At 73.5% G+C, this 17,771-nt stretch carries 15 protein-coding genes and 3 pseudogenes; 14 read left to right on the top strand and 4 right to left on the bottom strand.

What is annotated here, in order from left to right:
• The 3 genes and pseudogenes from E4P41_RS15105 to E4P41_RS15095 all read left to right on the top strand — a co-directional run.
• A pseudogene (locus E4P41_RS15105) lies at positions 1-422 on the top strand (hypothetical protein); the annotation flags it as partial.
• 395 nt (positions 423-817) lie between these two features.
• The gene (locus tag E4P41_RS15100; protein WP_135142097.1) at positions 818-1,063 is read left to right on the top strand and encodes a hypothetical protein; all 246 of its coding nucleotides are present in this window, start codon (positions 818-820) and stop codon (positions 1,061-1,063) included.
• Positions 1,064-1,230: 167 nt separating this feature from the next.
• Complete coding sequence (locus tag E4P41_RS15095) at positions 1,231-1,656, top strand: hypothetical protein (RefSeq protein ID WP_135142096.1); 426 nt, start codon at positions 1,231-1,233, stop codon at positions 1,654-1,656.
• Here E4P41_RS15095 and E4P41_RS15090 read toward each other — a convergent pair.
• From E4P41_RS15090 to E4P41_RS15080, 3 genes and pseudogenes are all read right to left on the bottom strand, one after another.
• Positions 1,643-1,849: a hypothetical protein gene (locus tag E4P41_RS15090; RefSeq protein WP_135142095.1), complete on the bottom strand. Its 207-nt coding sequence runs from the start codon at positions 1,847-1,849 to the stop codon at positions 1,643-1,645. The genes E4P41_RS15095 and E4P41_RS15090 overlap by 14 nt on opposite strands.
• 11 nt (positions 1,850-1,860) lie before the next feature.
• Positions 1,861-2,094, bottom strand: a pseudogene (locus E4P41_RS15085) (OsmC family protein); the annotation flags it as partial.
• 21 nt (positions 2,095-2,115) lie between these two features.
• Positions 2,116-2,316, bottom strand: coding sequence for a hypothetical protein (locus E4P41_RS15080; protein WP_135142093.1), 201 nt, complete (start codon positions 2,314-2,316; stop codon positions 2,116-2,118).
• A 201-nt stretch (positions 2,317-2,517) separates the two neighbouring features.
• Here E4P41_RS15080 and E4P41_RS15075 point away from each other — a divergent pair, with 201 nt between their 5' ends.
• The 4 genes and pseudogenes from E4P41_RS15075 to E4P41_RS15055 all read left to right on the top strand — a co-directional run bounded on the left by E4P41_RS15075 (position 2,518) and on the right by E4P41_RS15055 (position 7,401).
• Complete coding sequence (locus E4P41_RS15075; protein WP_135142092.1) at positions 2,518-3,915, top strand: thioredoxin family protein; 1,398 nt, start codon at positions 2,518-2,520, stop codon at positions 3,913-3,915.
• A pseudogene (locus E4P41_RS23705) lies at positions 3,912-4,445 on the top strand (UGSC family (seleno)protein). The gene E4P41_RS15075 and the pseudogene E4P41_RS23705 overlap by 4 nt, the downstream one beginning before the upstream one ends.
• Before the next feature lie 87 nt (positions 4,446-4,532).
• Positions 4,533-6,236: an AMP-binding protein gene (locus tag E4P41_RS15060; RefSeq protein WP_135142089.1), complete on the top strand. Its 1,704-nt coding sequence runs from the start codon at positions 4,533-4,535 to the stop codon at positions 6,234-6,236.
• Positions 6,237-6,261: 25 nt separating this feature from the next.
• The gene (locus E4P41_RS15055; protein WP_135142088.1) at positions 6,262-7,401 is read left to right on the top strand and encodes an acyl-CoA dehydrogenase family protein; all 1,140 of its coding nucleotides are present in this window, start codon (positions 6,262-6,264) and stop codon (positions 7,399-7,401) included.
• A gap of 120 nt (positions 7,402-7,521) precedes the next feature.
• Here the strand turns inward: E4P41_RS15055 and E4P41_RS15050 are convergent, their stop codons facing one another.
• Positions 7,522-9,726 (bottom strand): glycoside hydrolase family 3 C-terminal domain-containing protein, encoded by a 2,205-nt coding sequence (locus E4P41_RS15050; RefSeq protein ID WP_135142087.1) that lies wholly within the window; start codon positions 9,724-9,726, stop codon positions 7,522-7,524.
• A gap of 207 nt (positions 9,727-9,933) precedes the next feature.
• On the opposite strand from E4P41_RS15050, the gene E4P41_RS15045 reads away from it, so the two are divergent.
• The 7 genes from E4P41_RS15045 to E4P41_RS15015 all read left to right on the top strand — a co-directional run bounded on the left by E4P41_RS15045 (position 9,934) and on the right by E4P41_RS15015 (position 17,628).
• Positions 9,934-10,113: a hypothetical protein gene (locus E4P41_RS15045; protein ID WP_135142086.1), complete on the top strand. Its 180-nt coding sequence runs from the start codon at positions 9,934-9,936 to the stop codon at positions 10,111-10,113.
• 254 nt (positions 10,114-10,367) lie between these two features.
• Positions 10,368-10,961, top strand: a complete 594-nt coding sequence (locus tag E4P41_RS15040) for an FKBP-type peptidyl-prolyl cis-trans isomerase (protein ID WP_135142085.1) — start codon at positions 10,368-10,370, stop codon at positions 10,959-10,961.
• 556 nt (positions 10,962-11,517) lie between these two features.
• A complete protein-coding gene (locus tag E4P41_RS15035; protein WP_135142084.1) occupies positions 11,518-12,273 on the top strand; it encodes a hypothetical protein in 756 nt (251 codons plus the stop codon).
• Between the two features lie 89 nt (positions 12,274-12,362).
• Entirely contained in the window at positions 12,363-13,331 is a 969-nt protein-coding gene (locus E4P41_RS15030) for a zinc-binding dehydrogenase (RefSeq protein ID WP_135142083.1), read from the top strand.
• Between the two features lie 257 nt (positions 13,332-13,588).
• On the top strand, positions 13,589-14,335 hold the full coding sequence (locus E4P41_RS15025; protein WP_135142082.1) for an aldolase/citrate lyase family protein: 747 nt from the start codon (positions 13,589-13,591) through the stop codon (positions 14,333-14,335).
• A 111-nt stretch (positions 14,336-14,446) separates the two neighbouring features.
• The gene (locus E4P41_RS15020) at positions 14,447-16,105 is read left to right on the top strand and encodes an AMP-binding protein (RefSeq protein ID WP_209307734.1); all 1,659 of its coding nucleotides are present in this window, start codon (positions 14,447-14,449) and stop codon (positions 16,103-16,105) included.
• A 197-nt stretch (positions 16,106-16,302) separates the two neighbouring features.
• Positions 16,303-17,628 carry an acyl-CoA dehydrogenase family protein gene (locus E4P41_RS15015; RefSeq protein ID WP_135142081.1) on the top strand — a complete coding sequence of 442 codons (1,326 nt, stop codon included), beginning with the start codon at positions 16,303-16,305 and terminating at the stop codon, positions 17,626-17,628.
• The last annotated feature ends 143 nt before the right edge of the window (positions 17,629-17,771 follow it).

Here is a 17,771-nt window from a genome sequence, read left to right as displayed (position 1 = left end):
CCGGCGAGGCCGCGGAGGCGGCACCGACCGCCGCGGCGGCCGCCGCAGCGCCGGGCAGGGTCGCCCGCATCACCAACAGCGCGGGGAACGTCGCACCGGGCGTGCAGGCCGCCGCGGACGCGGTCGTCAGCAACGTGCCCGGCGCCGACGGCATCACCCTCGGCGGCACCCGCCCCAGCGCGGCCGACCCGGGCGGCCACCCGTCCGGGCTGGCCCTGGACTACATGGTCATGTCCGACGCCGCGCTCGGTGACGCGATCGTCGCGTACCACGTCGCGCACTGGGACGAGCTCGGCGTGGAGTACCTCATCTGGGAGCAGCGGATGCTCTCGTCGCCGTCCGGTTCCTGGAAGCAGATGGCCGACCGCGGCGGCGTGACGGCGAACCACTTCGACCACGTGCACGTGAACTACCGGGGCTGAGCGGACCGGCGGGTCCAGCTCGCCGGCCGCCGTCCGGGCGGGAAGCCGGCCGCCGTCGGGTGTCATCCGGTCGAGGAAGTCACCGGCTCGAGGAATCTTCGTCCGTGACGGAACCGCAACGGATGGACACCGCGCCGCCGTGATCCGAGCATCTCGGCTCCGAGGCACCTGATCACTGCCGCACGTCACTCACCAGGTGCCCGAGGCGTGCCCCACGTGACTGCCGCGCCGCCCGCACGGATCACGTTGCTCGATGGGTTCTCGCTGCCGCTCGGTGACGCGGGATCACCCTCCCTCCTGGAGGAACTGCCGCGGGGCATCCAGCGCCTGTCGCCCACCTCTGTTCCTTCGGGCGGCCACCCCGGACCGCGATCGCCGGTCACCTGTGGCCCGACGTGCCGGAGGACCACGCCCACGGCAATCTCCGGTCGGCACTGTGGCGGCTCCACAAGGTCGCGCCCGGCCTCGTCGAGGTGACCGGGGACGTTCTGGCGCTGGCCGACGGCGTCCGGGTCGACGTGCGGGAACCTGGGGACTGGGCCCGGCGGATGCAGGCCCCCCGCTGCGACCTCGGCTGGCTCCAGGTGCTCGACGACCTCGGCGTCCCGGCGCCTCGAGGTCCGTCTCGAGGTCCGCCATGAGGTCCGCCACGAGGACCGGCACGGCCATCCGCCCGGGCGCGCATCCTGGCCCGGCTGCGGACGGAGCTGGACGCGGCGGGCCTCCACGACATGGCGCTAATCGAAGCCACGGTCGCCCTCGGCGAGCGTCCGAGGTCAAGAAGTCCGACCTGCAGGTCAAGCCCGCGGTGCAGGTCGCTGCGGAACTGGTCGCTGACGCCATCAAGAGCGGGCCGGGCACAGCGAGCGGCCCGGCCGATTCGTCGATACTGCCGCTGCCGGCTCCGCTGGAGCTCTGCATCGACGGGCACGACAGTTACCAGGCCATCGCCGTCAGGCAACTGCCGGGCCAGCAGCTGGAGTACCTGGCTGCACCCCCTGGCCAGTCACTGGACTGGCACAAAGCGGCCAAGATCACCGGGGCCATGGTCGTCCCGCCCGGTGCGCACAGCGAGTTCGTCGGTCTACCGGCCCCCACGGAGGTCAGATCGGGCCGGAGGGTCCTGTCCGCCATCGCCGTCCGGCTGACCGACGGGCTGCCCGAGGCCTACCTGGCCGGCGGATCGCGAGGTCGGTTCGAATGGATCGACGCTCGGGAGGTCACGGCGAGTTGACGGGGTCCCGCTCGGTGGTCGGTCCACCGCGCCTGGCTGGGTTGGGGAGGAAGACGTAGGCGCCACCGCGGGTGGTGCCCAGGCGGGACAGGTCGGTGAGCTCGGTCCGCCCACCGGGCACGGGGACCCGGAAGGTGCCGCCCGCGCCGAGGAAGGGCGAACCGCCGTTGTGGCCGAGCGCCACCAGGCTCACCGGCCGGGACGTCAGCCGAGGTGCGTGGTGATCTCGATGGCTCCCTTCAGGCTCCGAGCGACCGGGCAGCCGTCAGCGTGGACGGCGAGCACCCGCTGGACCTTTTCGGCGTCCTGGTCGGCGACGTCCAGGCCCGTGTAGGTGACCGCGATGCGCTTGAGCACCAAGACTCTGCCTTCCAGTTCGACCTCACCGCGCGCATGCCCCACCAGACCGGTGGGGTCGATCCGCCGGGCCGCCAGGGCCCCGGCGAACGTTCCGGTGAGCTAACCGAGGGCGGCACCGACGACGTGGTCGATCGTGCTGGCGTGGCTGGGAGCCCCACCCGGATCCATCCCGTAGTGCTCGGCGATGGCCCCGTGCATGCCGTACACCGTCGGTTCCTCCTCACCCGGCAGGTGCGCCGCACGGAGCGGTCCACCCAGGCGCTCGACGCGGACTTCGGAGACGTAGGCGATCTCAGGCACTCGGTCCTCCTGCTCTCATCGGTCGTGGCTCTGGGCTTTCCCCGCCGCCGCCCATCGGGAACACGCCGGCGAAGGAGAACCCGGCCCATGCAGGGTCCCGCCGCGAGCGTGCGAGCGGTGGGGGGCAAGGGGGTCCTTGTAGGGTCCCGCCGCGAGCGTGCGAGCGGTGGGGGGCAAGGGGGTCCTTGTAGGGTCGCCTTCGTGGAACTGCCGGACGGGTTGGTCGCCGTCGTCAAGCGGGACTGCCCGACCTGCGTGCTGGTCGAGCCGGTGTTGCGCCGACTCGGCGCCGCGGTGTGGTGCCAGGACGACCCCACGTGGTTCGACCACGAGGACACCGACCTGGAGCTGTCCTACCGCCTCGGCATCGAGACGGTCCCGACCCTGCTGCGGCGGGAGAACGGCGCGGAGACCGCGCGGACGGTCGGCTGGAGCCGTACGCAGTGGGAGGCGCTGACCGGCGTCGCCGGGCTGGGCGAGGGCCTGCCCGAGCACCGGCCGGGCTGCGGATCGCTGTCGGTGGACCCGTTCCGGATCGACGCACTCGAAGCCCGGTACGGCGGCAGCGGGTTGACCAGCCGCCGGGTCGAGCTGGCCGACCTCGAGGACGAGCACGAGGCGCTGTTCGACCGGGGCTGGACCGACGGGCTGCCCGTCGTCCCGCCGACCCCGGAGCGGGTGGTGCGGATGCTGCGCGGCACCACCCGCGACCCGCAGGAGGTGGTCGCCGTCGTCCCGCCCGACCTGGTGGCGTGCACCGTCGAGAAGGTCGCGGTCAACGCGGTGATGGCCGGATGCCTGCCCGAGCACCTGCCGGTCGTCCTGGCGGCGGTCGAGGCGGCGGCCGCGGAGGAGTTCGCACTGCACGGCCTGCTGGCGACCACCTACTTCTCGGGGCCGGTCGTGATCGTCAACGGACCGGTCGCCGCCCGGATCGGGATGAACAGCGGGGTCAACGCTCTCGGGCAGGGAAACCGCGCGAACGCCACGATCGGTCGGGCGCTGCAGCTGGTGGTGCGCAACGTCGGTGGCGGCCGTCCCGGCGAGGTGGACCGGGCGACCCTGGGCAATCCGGGCAAGGTCACCTTCTGCTTCGCCGAGCGGGAACAGGACAGCCCGTTCGCGCCGCTGGCCGCCGACCGCGGGGTGTCCGGCGACGCGGTGACGGTCTTCGCCGGCTCGGGTGTGCAGCCGGTGGTCGACCAGCTCAGCCGCGATCCGGAGTCGCTGGCCCGCACGTTCGCGGCCTGCCTGCGCGTCAACGCGCACCCGAAGCTGCCGATGGCCTTCGACGCGATGCTCGTGGTCTCCCCGGAGCACGGCCGGGTGTTGCGGGAGGCCGGCTGGGACCGCGCCCGCCTGCTGGCCGAGCTCGACGGTCTGCTGAGGCTGCCGGCGGGCGAGCTGGTGCGGGGCGCCGGCGGCATGGCCGAGGGCGTGCCGCCCGGAGTCGCGGCCGACGAGCTGCCCAAGTTCCGGCCCGGCGGCTTGCTGGTCGCGCACGCCGGCGGGGACGCCGGATTGTTCAGCGCGATCGTCGGCGGATGGGTGTCCGGCGAGACGGGGAGCGTCCCCGTGACACGGGAGGTACGGGCATGAGGACGGTCCTCGATCCCACCGGCGAGCGCCAGGCGCCGGCCCGGGCGCTGCTGCCGCGCCCGACGTCGCTGCAGGGCCGCACCGTGGGCCTGCTCGACATCAGCAAGGCCCGCGGCGACGTCGTCCTGGACCGCCTCGCGGAGCTGCTCCGGGCGGACGGCGCGATGGTGCGGCGCTACCGGAAGCCGACGTTCGCGCGGGTCGCCCCGGTGGACCTGCGGCACGAGATCACCGAGCAGTGCGAGGTGGTGATCGAGGCGCTGGCCGACTAGGGCTCGTGCACGTCGTGCAGTGTGCACGACATCGCCGACCTGGAGCGCCGCGGCGCGGTGGGTGTCTTCCTCGCCAGCGAGGCCTTCGCCGACGCCGCCCGGCTGCAGGGTGCGGCGCTGGGCTTCCCGGCGCCCTACGTGCTGGTGCCGCACCCCGTGCAGGACCGCACGGACGCCGAGCTGCGTGCGGTCGCCGAGGAGGTCTACCCGTCGGTGGTGGCCGCGGTGACCTCGTCCACGCCGAGCGCGCCGGCCTGAGGCTGTTCCTCCCGCAGGGGGCGGTGCGCTGTGCCACTGTGGCCAGGCCGGCCGATGTCGGAGCACGCACAGGGAGGGGACACCCCGATGGACGTCACCGAGGCCTACCGGGCGAGCCGGGACCAGCTGCTGGCGCTGCGCGGCCGGCACGAGACGGCGGTGGCGGAGTTCCGCTGGCCCGAGCTGGGGGAGCGGTTCAACTGGGCGGTGGACTGGTTCGACGTGATCGCCCGGGACAATGGCCGCCCGGCCCTGGTCCTGGTGGAGGAGGACGGGTCGTCGACCGAGCGGAGCTTCGCCGAGATGTCCCGCGCCTCGGACCGGCTGGCGGCCTGGCTCGCCGACCGGGGCGTCGGCAAGGGCGACCCGGTCCTCCTCATGCTCGGCAACCAGGTCGAGCTGTGGGAGTCGATGCTCGCGGTCATGAAGCTCGGGGCGGTGATCATGCCGACCACCACCGCGGTCGGCCCGGCCGACCTCGTCGACCGGATCGCCCGCGGCGGGGCCCGCCACGTCGTCTGCAACGCCGCCGACGTCGGGAAGTTCGACGAGGTCCCCGGGGACTACACCCGCATCGGCGTCGGGTCGGCCGAGGGCTGGGCCGACCTCCGTGCCGCCGCGGACCTCGAGCACGCCCCGGTCGAGCACCCCGGGACGGCGCCCGGCGACCCGCTGCTGCTGTACTTCACCTCCGGGACGACGTCCCGCCCGAAGCTGGTGGAGCACACCCAGGTCTCCTACCCGGTCGGGCACCTGTCGACGGTGTACTGGCTGGGCCTGCAGCCCGGGGACGTCCACCTCAACATCTCCTCGCCCGGCTGGGCCAAGCACGCCTGGTCCTGCTTCTTCGCCCCGTGGATCGCCGAGGCGACGGTGGTGGTCCACAACTACCGGCGTTTCGACGCGGCGGCCCTGCTGGCCCAGATCCGCGAGCGCGGGGTCACGACCTTCTGTGCGCCGCCGACGGTGTGGCGGATGCTCGTCAACGCCGACCTGTCCGGTGGGCCGGGCTCCCTCCGGGAGGTCATCGGTGCCGGGGAGCCGCTCAATCCCGAGGTCATCGAGCAGGTCCGCCGGGCCTGGGGCCTGACCATCCGGGACGGGTACGGGCAGACCGAGACCACCGCGCAGGTCGGCAACACCCCGGGATCGGAGGTGAAGCCCGGGTCGATGGGCCGTCCGCTGCCGGGCGTGCCGGTGGTGCTGGTCGACCCGCTCACCGGCCGCCCGGTCGAGGGCCCCGGCGAGGGGGAGGTCTGCCTGGACCTCGCCGAGCACCCGCTACCGCTGATGACCGGCTACCAGGGCGACCCCGAGCGCGATGCCGAGGCGATGGCCGGCGGGTACTACCACACCGGGGACGTCGCGAGCGTCGACGCCGACGGCTACATCACCTACGTCGGCCGCACCGACGACGTCTTCAAGGCCAGCGACTACAAGATCAGCCCGTTCGAGCTGGAGTCGGTGCTCATCGAGCACTCGGCGGTCGCCGAGGCGGCCGTCGTCCCGGCCCCCGACGCCCTGCGGCTGGCCGTACCGAAGGCCTACGTCACGCTGGCTCCGGGACACGAGCCGACGGAGGAGACGGCGCTGTCGGTGCTGCGGTACGCCCGTGAGCGCCTGAACCCCTATCAGCGGGTGCGGCGGATCGAGTTCGCCGAGCTGCCCAAGACGATCTCGGGGAAGATCCGGCGGGTGGAGCTGCGGGCCCGCGAGGAGGAGCTCGCCACCGCCGACACCGGCTCCGGCGTCGAGTGGCGGGACGACCAGTTCCCCGAGCTCAAGAGCTGACCTGCGACTCTCGGAGGGACCTGCCGTGACCGTCGACCGCCTGCTGCCGAACGAGGAGGCGCAAGCCCTGCTGGCCCTCGTCCGCGACGTCGCGGACAAGGAGCTGGCTCCCCGGGTGGACGAGCACGAGCGGGCCGAGACCTACCCCGACGGGCTGTTAGCGACGCTGGGCGGGCTGGGGCTGCTGGGTCTGCCGTACCCGGAGGAGTCCGGCGGCGGCGGGCAGCCCTACGAGGTCTACCTGCAGGTCCTGGAGGAGTTCGGCGCGCGCTGGGCGGCGGTAGCCGTGGCGGTGTCGGTGCACGGGCTGGCCTGCCACCCGCTGGCCACGTTCGGGACGCCGGAGCAGCGGGAGCGGTGGCTGCCGCGGATGCTCGCCGGTGAGCTGGTCGGCGGGTACTCGCTGTCGGAGCCGCAGGCCGGGTCGGACGCCGCGGCGCTGGCCTGCCGGGCCGAGCGGGCCGAGGGCGGCTACCGGGTGTCCGGCACCAAGGCGTGGATCACCCACGGCGGGGTGGCCGACTTCTACGCGCTGTTCGCCCGCACCGGGGAGGGCTCCCGCGGCATCTCCTGCTTCCTCGCCCCGGGCCGGGTCGAGGGGCTCTCCTTCGGCCGGCCCGAGGAGAAGATGGGCCTGCACGCCATCCCCACCACGATGGCCAACTGGGACGGCGCGCTGATCGAGGCCGACCGGCTGATCGGCGCCGAGGGGCAGGGGCTGTCGATCGCGTTCTCCGCGCTGGACTCCGGGCGGCTGGGCATCGCGGCGGTCGCCACCGGCCTGGCGCAGGCCGCGCTGGACGCCGCGGTCGACTACGCCCACGAGCGCAGCACCTTCGGCCGGAGGATCGTCGACCACCAGGGGCTGGGTTTCCTGCTCGCGGACATGGCGGCCGCGGTCGACACCGCCCGCGCCACCTACCTCGACGCGGCCCGCCGCCGGGACGCCGGGCGGACGTACAGCCGGCAGGCGTCGGTCGCGAAGCTGGTGGCCACGGATGCCGCGATGAAGGTGACCACCGACGCCGTCCAGGTGCTCGGCGGCTACGGCTACACCCGCGACTTCCCCGTCGAGCGCTACATGCGCGAGGCCAAGGTCATGCAGATCTTCGAGGGCACCAACCAGATCCAGCGCCTGGTCATCAGCCGCCAGCTCGCCCGCTGACGATTCGCCCGCGCGCCGCAGCGTGGTGGTCACCGCCTGCCCCGCCTCCGGCACGTAGGCCCCGCAGGACGGGGAGCAGCGGGTCGACGGGCTTGGCTCCTCCTCGGGGAGGCTGATCGGTCAGGAGGTGGCTGCGGCGCGGCTGCGCTGGATCAGGCGCTGGAGGGTCGCGTCGAGGGCCGGGCCGGCGAGCATCCCGGCGACCTTCCCCATCGGCATCGACTCGACCATGCGCAGGACGTCGGGGTCGGGTGCGCCGTCCCCGGGCAGGTCCGCGGCGATCTCCTCCAGCAGCGTCGGGCCGACGACCGGGTGGGCCGACCACTCGGCGACGGTGGACTCGAGGGTCAGCTCGCGGACGACGACGTCGCCGGTGAGCGGCAGGCCGGCCTCCGCGACGACGGTGGCGGCGTCCTGGCCGACCTGCACGACGTACTCCCCCGGCGCGACGACCCACCCGGCGTCCGGCACGTCGTAGTAGGCGAAGGCGCGGCGGTCGAGGTCGAGGGTGACCGTGCGGACCTCGCCGGGCTCGAGCGCGACCTTGGTGAACGCGCGCAGCTCGCGCGCCGGCCGCCGCACCGGCCCGGCCGTCGTCGCGACGTAGACCTGGACGACGTGCCGGCCGGCCCGCTCGCCGGTGTTGGTGACGGTGACCGTGACGCGGGCGGTGTCGTCGCCGGTGGCCTCGACGGCCAGGTCGCTGGTCGCGAAGGTCGTGTACGACAGGCCGTGGCCGAACGGGTAGCGCACCGGCGTCCCCACGGTCTGGTGCCAGCGGTAGCCGACCATCACGCCCTCGCCGTAGCGGACGTGGCCCTGCTCCCCGGGGAAGTTCACGTAGCTGGGGGTGTCCTGCAGCCGCAGCGGGATCGTCTCGGCGAGGTGGCCCGACGGGTTGGCGACGCCGAACAGCAGATCGGCGATCGCGCCGCCGCCGGCCTGGCCGAGCAGGAAGCCTTCCAGGACGGCGTCGACGTCGTCGTGCCATCCCTCGAGCGAGACGATGCCGCCGTTGGAGAGGACGACGACGGTGCGCGGCGCGGCGGCGGCGACCGTGCGGATGAGCTCGACCTGGGCGGCGGGCAGGTCGAGGGTGTCGCGGTCGAAGCCCTCGGACTCCTCGCGTTCGCCGAGGCCGGCGAAGACGACGGCGACGTCGGCGGTGCGCGCGACCTCGACCGCGGCGGCCGGGTCGCGAGCCGTCTCGACCGTGCAGTCCCGCCCGGCGGCCAGCGCGCGGATCGCGTCGAGAGCGGTGTCCACCCGGGTGGGGGTGAGGTGCGAGCTGCCGCCGCCCTGGTAGCGCGGCGTGGTGGCGAACTCGCCGAGCACGGCGATCCGCGTCCCGTCGGCGAACGGGAGCACCTCGCCGTCGTTCTTGAGCGGGACGGCGCACTGGGCGGCCAGCTCGCGGGCCAGCGCGTGGTGGGCGTCGACGTCGAAGTCGCCCGGCTCCTCCGTGGGGACCAGGTCGGTCAGCGCCACCACCCGCCGGACGGCCGCGTCGACGACGGCCTCGTCGAGCTCACCGGCCCGGAGGGCGTCGACGACCCGCCGGACGTTCGCCTCCGAGGGACCGGGCATCTCCAGGTCCAGCCCGGCGCGCAGCGCGGCGACCGGGTCGTCGACCGCACCCCAGTCGGAGACGACCGCGCCGCCGAAGCCCCACTCGTCGCGCAGCACCTCGGTGAGCAGCCACCGGTTCTCCGACGCGAACACGCCGTTGACCCGGTTGTAGGAGCACATGACGGTGGCCGGCGCGGCTTCGGTGACGATCCGCTCGAAGGCCGGCAGGTAGACCTCCCGCAGGGTGCGCTCGTCGACGTCGGCGCTGACCCGCATCCGGTCGGTCTCCTGGTTGTTGGCCGCGAAGTGCTTGACCGACGCGCCGACGCCCTCGCCCTGCTGGCCGCGCACGTGCGCCGCGCCGAGCACGCCGGAGAGCAGCGGGTCCTCCGAGTAGTACTCGAAGTTGCGCCCGCACAGCGGCGAGCGCTTGATGTTCACGCCCGGCCCGAGCGCGACCTGGACGCCGAGCGCACGGCCCTCCCGGCCGACCGCCGCACCGACCTGCTCGGCGACCGCGGGGTCCCAGCTGCTGCCCACCGCGACCGCGGGCGGGAAACACGTGGCCGGCAGGCTCTCGCCCAGCCCGATGTGGTCGAAGCCGGCCACCTGGCGACGGATGCCGTGCGGCCCGTCGGTCAGCACCACCGAGGGGACGCCCACGTCGTGGATCGGCCGGGTGGACCAGAAGTCGCGCCCGGAGAGCAGGGACACCTTCTGCTCGAGGGACGACTGCGACAGGTCGATCGGGGACATCGACGGACTCCTCGGGTCGGCGTGTCCGGTCGTCGCCATGCTCGTCGCGGACCGGGCCGACCGCAGGGTCACCGCACACGGGACTCCACCTCCGGCACGTCCCCGCCGCGTTCGACCTCTCACCCGCGACCTCCCCACGACCGGCCGTGGGCCAGACGGTTCGGAACGCACATCGGGTCCTGCGGCGTCGCCTCGACCAGGTGCGCGGTGACGCTGCCCGCCGCTGTCGCGGCGTCGATCCGCGACGGCGAGCACGGGACCGCGCTCGCCGTCGTTCCGCAGACCGGTGGGCGGACGAGCCGGTCGTGGGCGTCCGCCGACGGGATCCGCCAGGACGCCGCCGGCGACCCGGTCCGGGTGCTCACGTTCGACCTGCTGTGCTGCTGAGACCGGCCGGAGCTCGGCCGGCCGGCACGTCCCGTCCAGCCTCTGCCCGAGGACCCGGCGCGCTCCCTCCGCGCCCTCGGCCGTCTCCGGGCGAGCCCGCCGACCCGCCGCACACCGCAGTCCTCCCGTCCGACGACTACGCTGGGTGCACGAATGCGCCGGCCGGGCCTCGAGCGGTGAAGGCGGCGTGACATCGCACGCGGCGCGCTCGACCCACGGGACGCCGACCGCATGCCATCCGCAGGAGAAGCTCCATGACCCGTCGCCCCGTCCACCGCGTGCTGCTCGCGCTGGCCGTCTCGCTCTCGCTCGCCGCCTGCGGCGGTGGCGGTGACGAGGACTCGGGTCCGCCGCAGGGGGAAGCCGTGGAGGCACCTGCCGCGGAGGAGTCCCCTCTCGAGGAACCGGCGACCCAGACGTGCCAGTCCCGCCCCCCGACGGCCGAGCCGGCCGCGGGCATCTCCACCGACCTGAGCGTCGCGCCCGACGTGCCGCCGTCCGACGTGCCGCCGCCCTGCGACCTGCTGATCAGCGACGTCGTGGTCGGGACCGGTCCCGAGGCCGTGGCCGGCTCGACCGCCGCGGTCAGGTACGTCGGCGCCTTCTACGAGAGCGGCGAGGAGTTCGACTCCTCCTGGAGCCGTGGACCGGACGAGACCCTGCCGGTCGTGGTCGGCGCCGGCCAGGTGATCCCCGGCTTCGAGCAGGCGATCAGCGGCATGAACGTCGGCGGCCGGCGCCTGGTCACCATCCCGAGTGACCTGGGCTACGGCCCGCAGGGGCAGGGGCCCATCCCCGGCGGGGCGACCCTCACCTTCGTCATCGACCTGGTCGACGTCACGGCCTGACCGTGCCGCCGTCCCGCGGTGGCGGCGGCACAACGCAGTCGCTTCCTCAGCAGCGGCAGACAGCGGCACTCCTGGCGTCGCTGGCTGACCACCGCATCGCCGGGAGGGTCGGTGCGGGACGCCCTGGTCGGAGCAACCGCGATCGAGCACGGCCTCACGCTGGTCAGCCGCGACCGCCGGGCTCTGGACACCTACCGGGCACTCGGGGTGGCCGTGGAGATGCTCGACCGAGGCCCTACTGCTTGGCGTCGGCGTCCACGCTGTTCGCTGGTCCGCCCACCGGTCGTCGACCTCGACTCGGCGACCCGCCGGGAAGCATCGACCGACGAGCCGCTGCGTGCACGACGTCGGTGTCCGAGGGGCGACCTGCTACCTCCGCTCAGCTCGACGCGGATCGAACCAGCTCCGTGCGCAGCCCCGGGACACCGCCACGGCAGCGGCCCGGCCACGGGAGTGATCCATCCGCCCCGGCTGCCACAGGAGGCTCCACGCCCCGCCGGCCCGGTCGGCCGGTTCGAGGCGACAGCGGGTGTCCGAAGCGGCAACATCCGGTGACATGGACGCCCCTGCGCCACACCGTTTCGTCGCCCGCGTCGTTGAGGAGTCCGAGAACAAGATCCACGACGACGGCGTCGCCCGGCGATTCGGCTTCTCCGGCGCGCTGGTGCCCGGGGTCGAGCTGTTCGCCCGCACCACCACGCCTCTGGTGGCGGCCTGGGGGCAGGAGTGGCTGTCCGGCGGGCGGATCGACCTGCGCTTCCGCCGGCCGGTGTACGACGGTGAGGAGTTGCTCGTCGAGGTGAGCGACGGCCGGGTGACGGTCAGCGGCCCGGACGGCGAGGTGCGCTGCCTGGGCTCGGCCGGCCACACGGCGGACCGGCCCGACCTCGTCGGCCTCGCGGAGGTGTCGGCTGGAGCCGAGCCGGTGGTCGACCCGGTCGCCGGACCGTTCGGCAGCGTCCACGAGGCCGGCACCATCGAGGAGAACGAGTGGTACCTCGATGCGATCGGCGAGCCGTTGCCGCTGTACCGGGAGCGGTCGTGGGCGCATCCCGGCCTGCTGCTGCGGCTGGTCAACCGACTGCTCATGCGCAACGTCGCCCTCGGTCCGTGGATCCACACCTCGAGCGACTGCCGCTTCCTCGGCGTCGCCCGGCTGCCTGCGCAGATGACGGTGCACGGGCGGGTCACCGACGTCGGCCGGCGCGGCCGACATGAGGAAGTCGGCTACGACGCGTTGGTCCTGGCCGGCGGCGAGCCCGTGCTGCAGGTACACCACACCGCGCTCTACCGGCTCTCCGCTGCGGGCTGACATCAGCAGCCTGCGACGCGTGGCACTCGGGACGATGACCAGCGGCGTACGAGCTGCCGGCAGTGGCGTGACGGACCCAGGAGGTAGGCATGTGGGCACAGCGTCTGGTGGCTCCCCAGCGTCTCGAGCGGACCGACGTCCCGGCGCCACGGGAGGCCGCCCTGACGCCGGGGGAGGTCCTCGTCGAGGTGGCCGCCGGCGGGATCTGCGGCAGCGACCTGCCGTTCTTCCGCGGCGGGGTCTCTCCGGACGCGGGCCCGGCTGTCCACGAGTTCGGCACGCCGGGGTTTCCGATGCACGAGATCGCCGGGACGGTCCTCGCCTCCCGGCATCCGGACATCCAGGCAGGCGATGACGTCGTCGGCTGGGCACCGCGCTTCGACGGCCTGGCCGAACGTGTGGTCTGCGACGGCGACGGCTTGTACGCGCACGACCGCCGGCTGGCTGCCCGAACCGCCGTGATGCTCCAGCCCCTCGCCTGCGTCCTGTACGCCATGGAGCAGGTCCGCCCGGTCGAGGGACGCTCGGTCGCCGTGATCGGCCAGGGTCCCATCGGGCTGCTGTTCAGCCACGTGGCGAAGACGGCGGGCGCCGCGCACGTCCTGGGCGTCGACCGGGTCGACCGATCGGGAGTTGCCGCCACCTTCAGGGTGGACGAGAGCGTGCGGGCGTCCAGCGACCTGTGGGCAGCGTCGCTGCCCGTCGAGGGACGCCCGGACCTGGTGATCGAGGCCGTCGGCCACCAGACGGCCACCTTGACCCATGCCGTCGAGGCCGTGGCGTTCCGCGGAGAGATCTTCTACTTCGGCGTCCCTGACGAGCTGACCTATCCCTTGCCGATGCGGCTGTTCCTGCGGAAGAACCTCACCCTGCGGTCCGGGGTGACGCTGGAGCGACGTCGGGTGTTGGCGCGGGCAGAGCACTATCTCCGCGAGCACCCGGGACTGGCGGAGCAGTACGTCACCCATGTCTTCCCGGTGGCCGAGGCGCAGTCGGCCTACGAGCACGCGATCAGCCCGAGGTCGGGACAGATCAAGGTCGTCGTCACGGCGGCGTGAAGGCAGGGCCCAGGCCCCGACCGGTTGCCTTCCGGCCGGACGCACGTCCAGGGAGCGCCGGGGCCGTCGCGGCTTCCCGCCGGTGACCGCCACCCGAGCCGTGGCCCCCCACCGGGCGCACGGCCGCGGCGAGCAGGTGCCTCCGCGGGGCCGTGCGGTCCGGTCCGTGAGGCAGGATCGCCTCTGGTGAGGTCCCCGGGTCGGTGTCCGACGACGCCGGTGTCGCCGGGAGCCGGGTGGGAAGGGCGGATCCTGGAATGGCGATCAGCGAGGTCGACCTGCGGCGGCGGTGGTCCGACGGGCAGCCGTGTCACGGCCTGTGGAGCAGGCTGCCCGGTGCGGTGACCGGTGAGGTCCTGGCGCGGACGGGTGCGGACTTCGTCGTCGTCGATCTGCAGCACGGCGCCCTGGCCGAGGCCGAGCTGCCGGGGGTCGCCGCGGCGATCACCGCGGCGGGTTCGGTGCCGCTGGTCCGGACCCGCAGCCCGTCCTTCGCCGACGTCGGCCGCCCGCTGGACCTGGGTGCCCGGGGCGTCATCGTGCCCAACGTGCGCGACGCCGACCACGCCCGGGAGGTGGTCGCCGCCAGCCGTTACGCCCCGGCCGGTGGGCGGTCGATCGGGCGGCTCTCCGGCGGGGCCGATCAGCCGCTCGTGGTCGTCATGGTCGAGGCCGCGAGCGCGCTGGAGGACCTCGATGCCGTCCTCGCCGTGGAGGGGCTGGACGGGGTCTACGTCGGTCCGGGGGACCTCTCGCTGTCCCTGGAGCTGACCGGCGCGGACCGCCGGGCGGAGCTGCGCGGCGTCGTGTCCTCGATCATCGCCCGGGCCGGCGCCGCCGGCGTGCCCGTCGGTGTCCACGCCTACAGCGGCGAGGAGGCTGCCGGCTACGCCGCCGAGGGCGCGACGATCGTCACCGTCGCCGTTGACGCCGTCTCCCTGCGCGAGGCCATGGCGCACCACCTCGGCGTCGCCCGCGGGCGGGACAGCACGAGGGTCGTGTAGCCGGCAGCGCGCTCGGGGGGCGGAGGTCCGCGTCGGCCGACCCATGCGCTTGTCGCCGGCGTGCCTCCGGGCTTGGATGGGCCTCCCGCCGCCGCCCCGAGGAGCGTCGCCGTGACCGCGTACGAGGACCGCCCCTGGCTGGCCCGCTACACCCCCGATCAGGAGCCCGACGTCGTGAGGCAGCACGACGACGCGCTCGCCATGGCGCGGGCGACCGTGGCATCCCGGCCCGACGACCCGGCGATCCGCTACTTCGACGGTGTCCTCACCTGGCGCGAGCTCGACGAGCAGTCCACCGCGATGGCCGCCGGCCTCCGCGCGCACGGCTTCGCACCGGGGGACCGGCTGGCGGTCTACCTGCAGAACGTCCCGCAGTTCGTCGTCGCCATGCTGGCCACCTGGAAGGCCGGCGGGATCATGGTCTCGGTCAACCCGATGAGCCGGGCCCGGGAGCTGCGCCACCAGCTGACCGACTCCGGCGCCCGCGTGCTGCTCTGCCTGGAGTCGCTGTACGGGTCGGTGGCCCGGGACGTCGTCCCGGAGACGGCGGTCGACCTCGTGCTGACCACGTCGGAGCTGGAGCACCAGACGCGGCACGACCCCCGGCTGTTCGCCGGGATCGCCCGTCAGCGCCCCGAGGGGACCACGGACCTCGCCGAGCTCATCGAGACCCACCGCGGCGAGTCCGTGCCGGAGGTGACCTACGGCGTCGACGACGTGGCGTTCCTGACCTACACATCGGGGACGACCGGCGTGCCCAAGGGCGCGATGAACACCCACGGCAACGTCTGCTTCACCTCGCAGGTCTACCGGGACTTCGTGGGCGTGGGCACCGAGGGTTCGGTCCTGGGCGTCGCACCGCTGTTCCACATCACCGGCCTGATCGGCCACATCGGCGTCTGTCTGCTCACCGGATCTCCGCTGGTGCTCGCCTACCGCTTCGACCCGCAGGTGATGCTCGACGCCATCCGGGAGCACCGGCCGACCTTCACCGTCGGCGCGATCACCGCCTTCATCGCGCTGATGAACGCCCCCGGGTTCGCCCGCGACGACGTCGCGTCCTTCCAGTGGGTCTACTCGGGCGGCGCGGCGGTTGCCCCCTCGACGGCCGAGGCGTTCGAGAAGGCGACCGGCGTGCCGATCCACAACGCCTACGGACTCACCGAGACCACCTCGCCGATGACCGCCACCCCGCCCGGCAGCGCCTCACCGGTCGACCCCACCTCCGGGGCGTTGTCCGTGGGCGTCCCCGTGAACAACACGATCGTGCGGATCCTCGACGAGGACGGCGTGCCCGTGCCACTGGGCGAGATCGGCGAGATCTGCGCCCGGGGCCCGCAAGTGGTGCTCGGGTACTGGGGCAAGCCGGAGGAGACCGAGCACGCGCTGCCCGGGCGGGAGCTGCACTCCGGCGACGTGGGCTTCATGACGCCCGAGGGCTGGGTGTTCATCGTCGACCGGAAGAAGGACATGATCAACGCCTCCGGCTACAAGGTGTGGCCCCGGGAGGTGGAGGACGTCCTCTACGAGCACCCCGCGGTGCGCGAGGCGGCCGTCGTCGGGGTCCCTGACGAGTACCGCGGGGAGACGGTCAGGGCCTTCGTCTCCCTCAAGCCGGGCGCGACCGCGACGCCCGCGGAGCTCATCGCGTTCGCCAGGGAACGGCTGGCGGCATACAAGTACCCGCGATCCGTGGAGTTGGTCGAGGAGCTGCCCAAGACGGTGACGGGCAAGATCCTCCGCCGGGAGCTGCGCGACCAGAACGGCTGAGCGAGGGCGACCGGTCACCGGACCCACGGAGGACCGCGTCGGTCGCGGGCGGTCGGGTCTGCGAGGCCGGCCGGGGACCGGTGATCCGTCCGACGTTCAGCAGCCGCTGGCTGGTGCCTGCCCGACGGGACAGGAGGGGGTCGCCTGGAATAGCGTCGCTGCCCCGTCCGCCCGAGCCCCCTCATGGGAGTCGCCCGATGGATTTCCAGCACTCACCGAAGGTCCTCGAGCTGCAGCAGCGGCTGGAGGACTTCATGGCTGAGCACGTCTACCCCAACGAGGCCCTGCACGTCGAGCAGGCCGAGGCCGTCGGCCCCTACGGGCACGCGGCGATCATCGACGAGCTCAAGCCCCGGGCGCGGGCTGCGGGCCTGTGGAACCTGTTCCTCCCGCCGGGTCACGGCGAGCCGGGCCTGAGCAACCTCGAGTACGCGCCACTCTGCGAGATCATGGGCAGGTCGCTGCTGGCGCCGGAGGTCTTCAACTGCGCCGCTCCGGACACGGGCAACATGGAGGTACTCGCCCGGTACGGGACGCCGGAGCAGCAGGAACGCTGGCTGGAGCCGCTGCTGGCGGGTGAGATCCGCTCGGCGTTCGCGATGACCGAGCCGCTCGTGGCGTCGAGCGACGCCACGAACATCGAGACCTCCATCCGCCGCGACGGGGACGAGTACGTGATCACCGGGCGCAAGTGGTTCACCACCGGCGCGACCGACCCGCGCTGCCGGATCATGATCGTGATGGGCAAGTCGGACCCCGACGCCGCCGATCGGCACCGGCAGCAGTCGATGATCCTCGTCCCGGTCGACACCCCGGGGGTGCGGGTGGTCCGGCCGCTGCCGATCTTCGGGTTCCTCGGTGTGCTGGACAAGGCGTCCGAGGTGGTCTTCGACGACGTCCGGGTGCCGGCGGGCAACATGCTGCTGGGAGAGGGGCGCGGGTTCGAGATCGCGCAGGGCCGGCTCGGCCCGGGGCGCATCCACCACTGCATGCGCCTGATCGGGTTGGCGGAGCGGATGCTCGAGCGCATGTGCCGGCGGGCGGACCTCCGGACGCCCTTCGGAACGCCGCTGTCCGAGCAGACGACCACCCTGGAGCGGATCGCGGAGTCACGGATGCTCATCGAGCAGGCCCGCCTGCTCACCTTCAAGGCGGCCTGGGCGATGGACACCAGCGGCAACAAGGCCGCACGGGCGGAGATCGCCATGATCAAGGTGGTCGCCCCCACGATGGCGTGCCGAGTCATCGACTGGGCGATCCAGGCCTTCGGCGGCGCCGGCGTCACCGACGACTTCGGTCTGGCCGCGGCCTACACCACCGCCCGCTACCTACGGCTGGCGGACGGTCCGGACGAGGTGCACCGCAACCAGGTCGCCCGCCTCGAACTCCGCAGGCACCGGGGCACCGATCCCGCGCGGACGGGCGGGGGTGCTGCCGTCCTGGACCGGGACGCGGCCGAGCGGGCAGGGGACGCGGCGCGATCCCGGTACCGAGCGTCGGTGGCGGCGCCGTCCCCGGCCTGACCACTGGAGACCGAGACCCAGCAACGCACCGGTGCCTGCGACGGCGTCGCGGTCACTCCGGTCCGGGAGCGGCCCTGTCCCGTCGCGGCGGACGGTGCGCTGCTGCTCAGTGGCCGCGGTGCAGGTCCCTGGGCCGTGGCATG

It is taken from the genome of Geodermatophilus sp. DF01-2, from assembly GCF_004571065.1.
In the GTDB taxonomy this organism is placed as follows: Bacteria; Actinomycetota; Actinomycetes; order Mycobacteriales; family Geodermatophilaceae; genus Geodermatophilus.
The sequence above is the reverse complement of the archived record's forward strand: the minus strand, read 5'-3'. Positions and strand labels throughout refer to the sequence as shown.

Bases quoted from the DNA above. Each gene is read 5' to 3' on its own strand.
- E4P41_RS15060 (WP_135142089.1), top strand. From the start codon at position 4,533: ATGGACGTCACCGAGGCCTACCGGGCGAGCCGGGACCAGCTGCTGGCG.
- E4P41_RS15050 (WP_135142087.1), bottom strand. From the start codon at position 9,726: ATGTCCCCGATCGACCTGTCGCAGTCGTCCCTCGAGCAGAAGGTGTCC.
- E4P41_RS15040 (WP_135142085.1), top strand. From the start codon at position 10,368: ATGACCCGTCGCCCCGTCCACCGCGTGCTGCTCGCGCTGGCCGTCTCG.
- E4P41_RS15035 (WP_135142084.1), top strand. From the start codon at position 11,518: ATGGACGCCCCTGCGCCACACCGTTTCGTCGCCCGCGTCGTTGAGGAG.
- E4P41_RS15030 (WP_135142083.1), top strand. From the start codon at position 12,363: ATGTGGGCACAGCGTCTGGTGGCTCCCCAGCGTCTCGAGCGGACCGAC.
- E4P41_RS15025 (WP_135142082.1), top strand. From the start codon at position 13,589: ATGGCGATCAGCGAGGTCGACCTGCGGCGGCGGTGGTCCGACGGGCAG.
- E4P41_RS15015 (WP_135142081.1), top strand. From the start codon at position 16,303: ATGGATTTCCAGCACTCACCGAAGGTCCTCGAGCTGCAGCAGCGGCTG.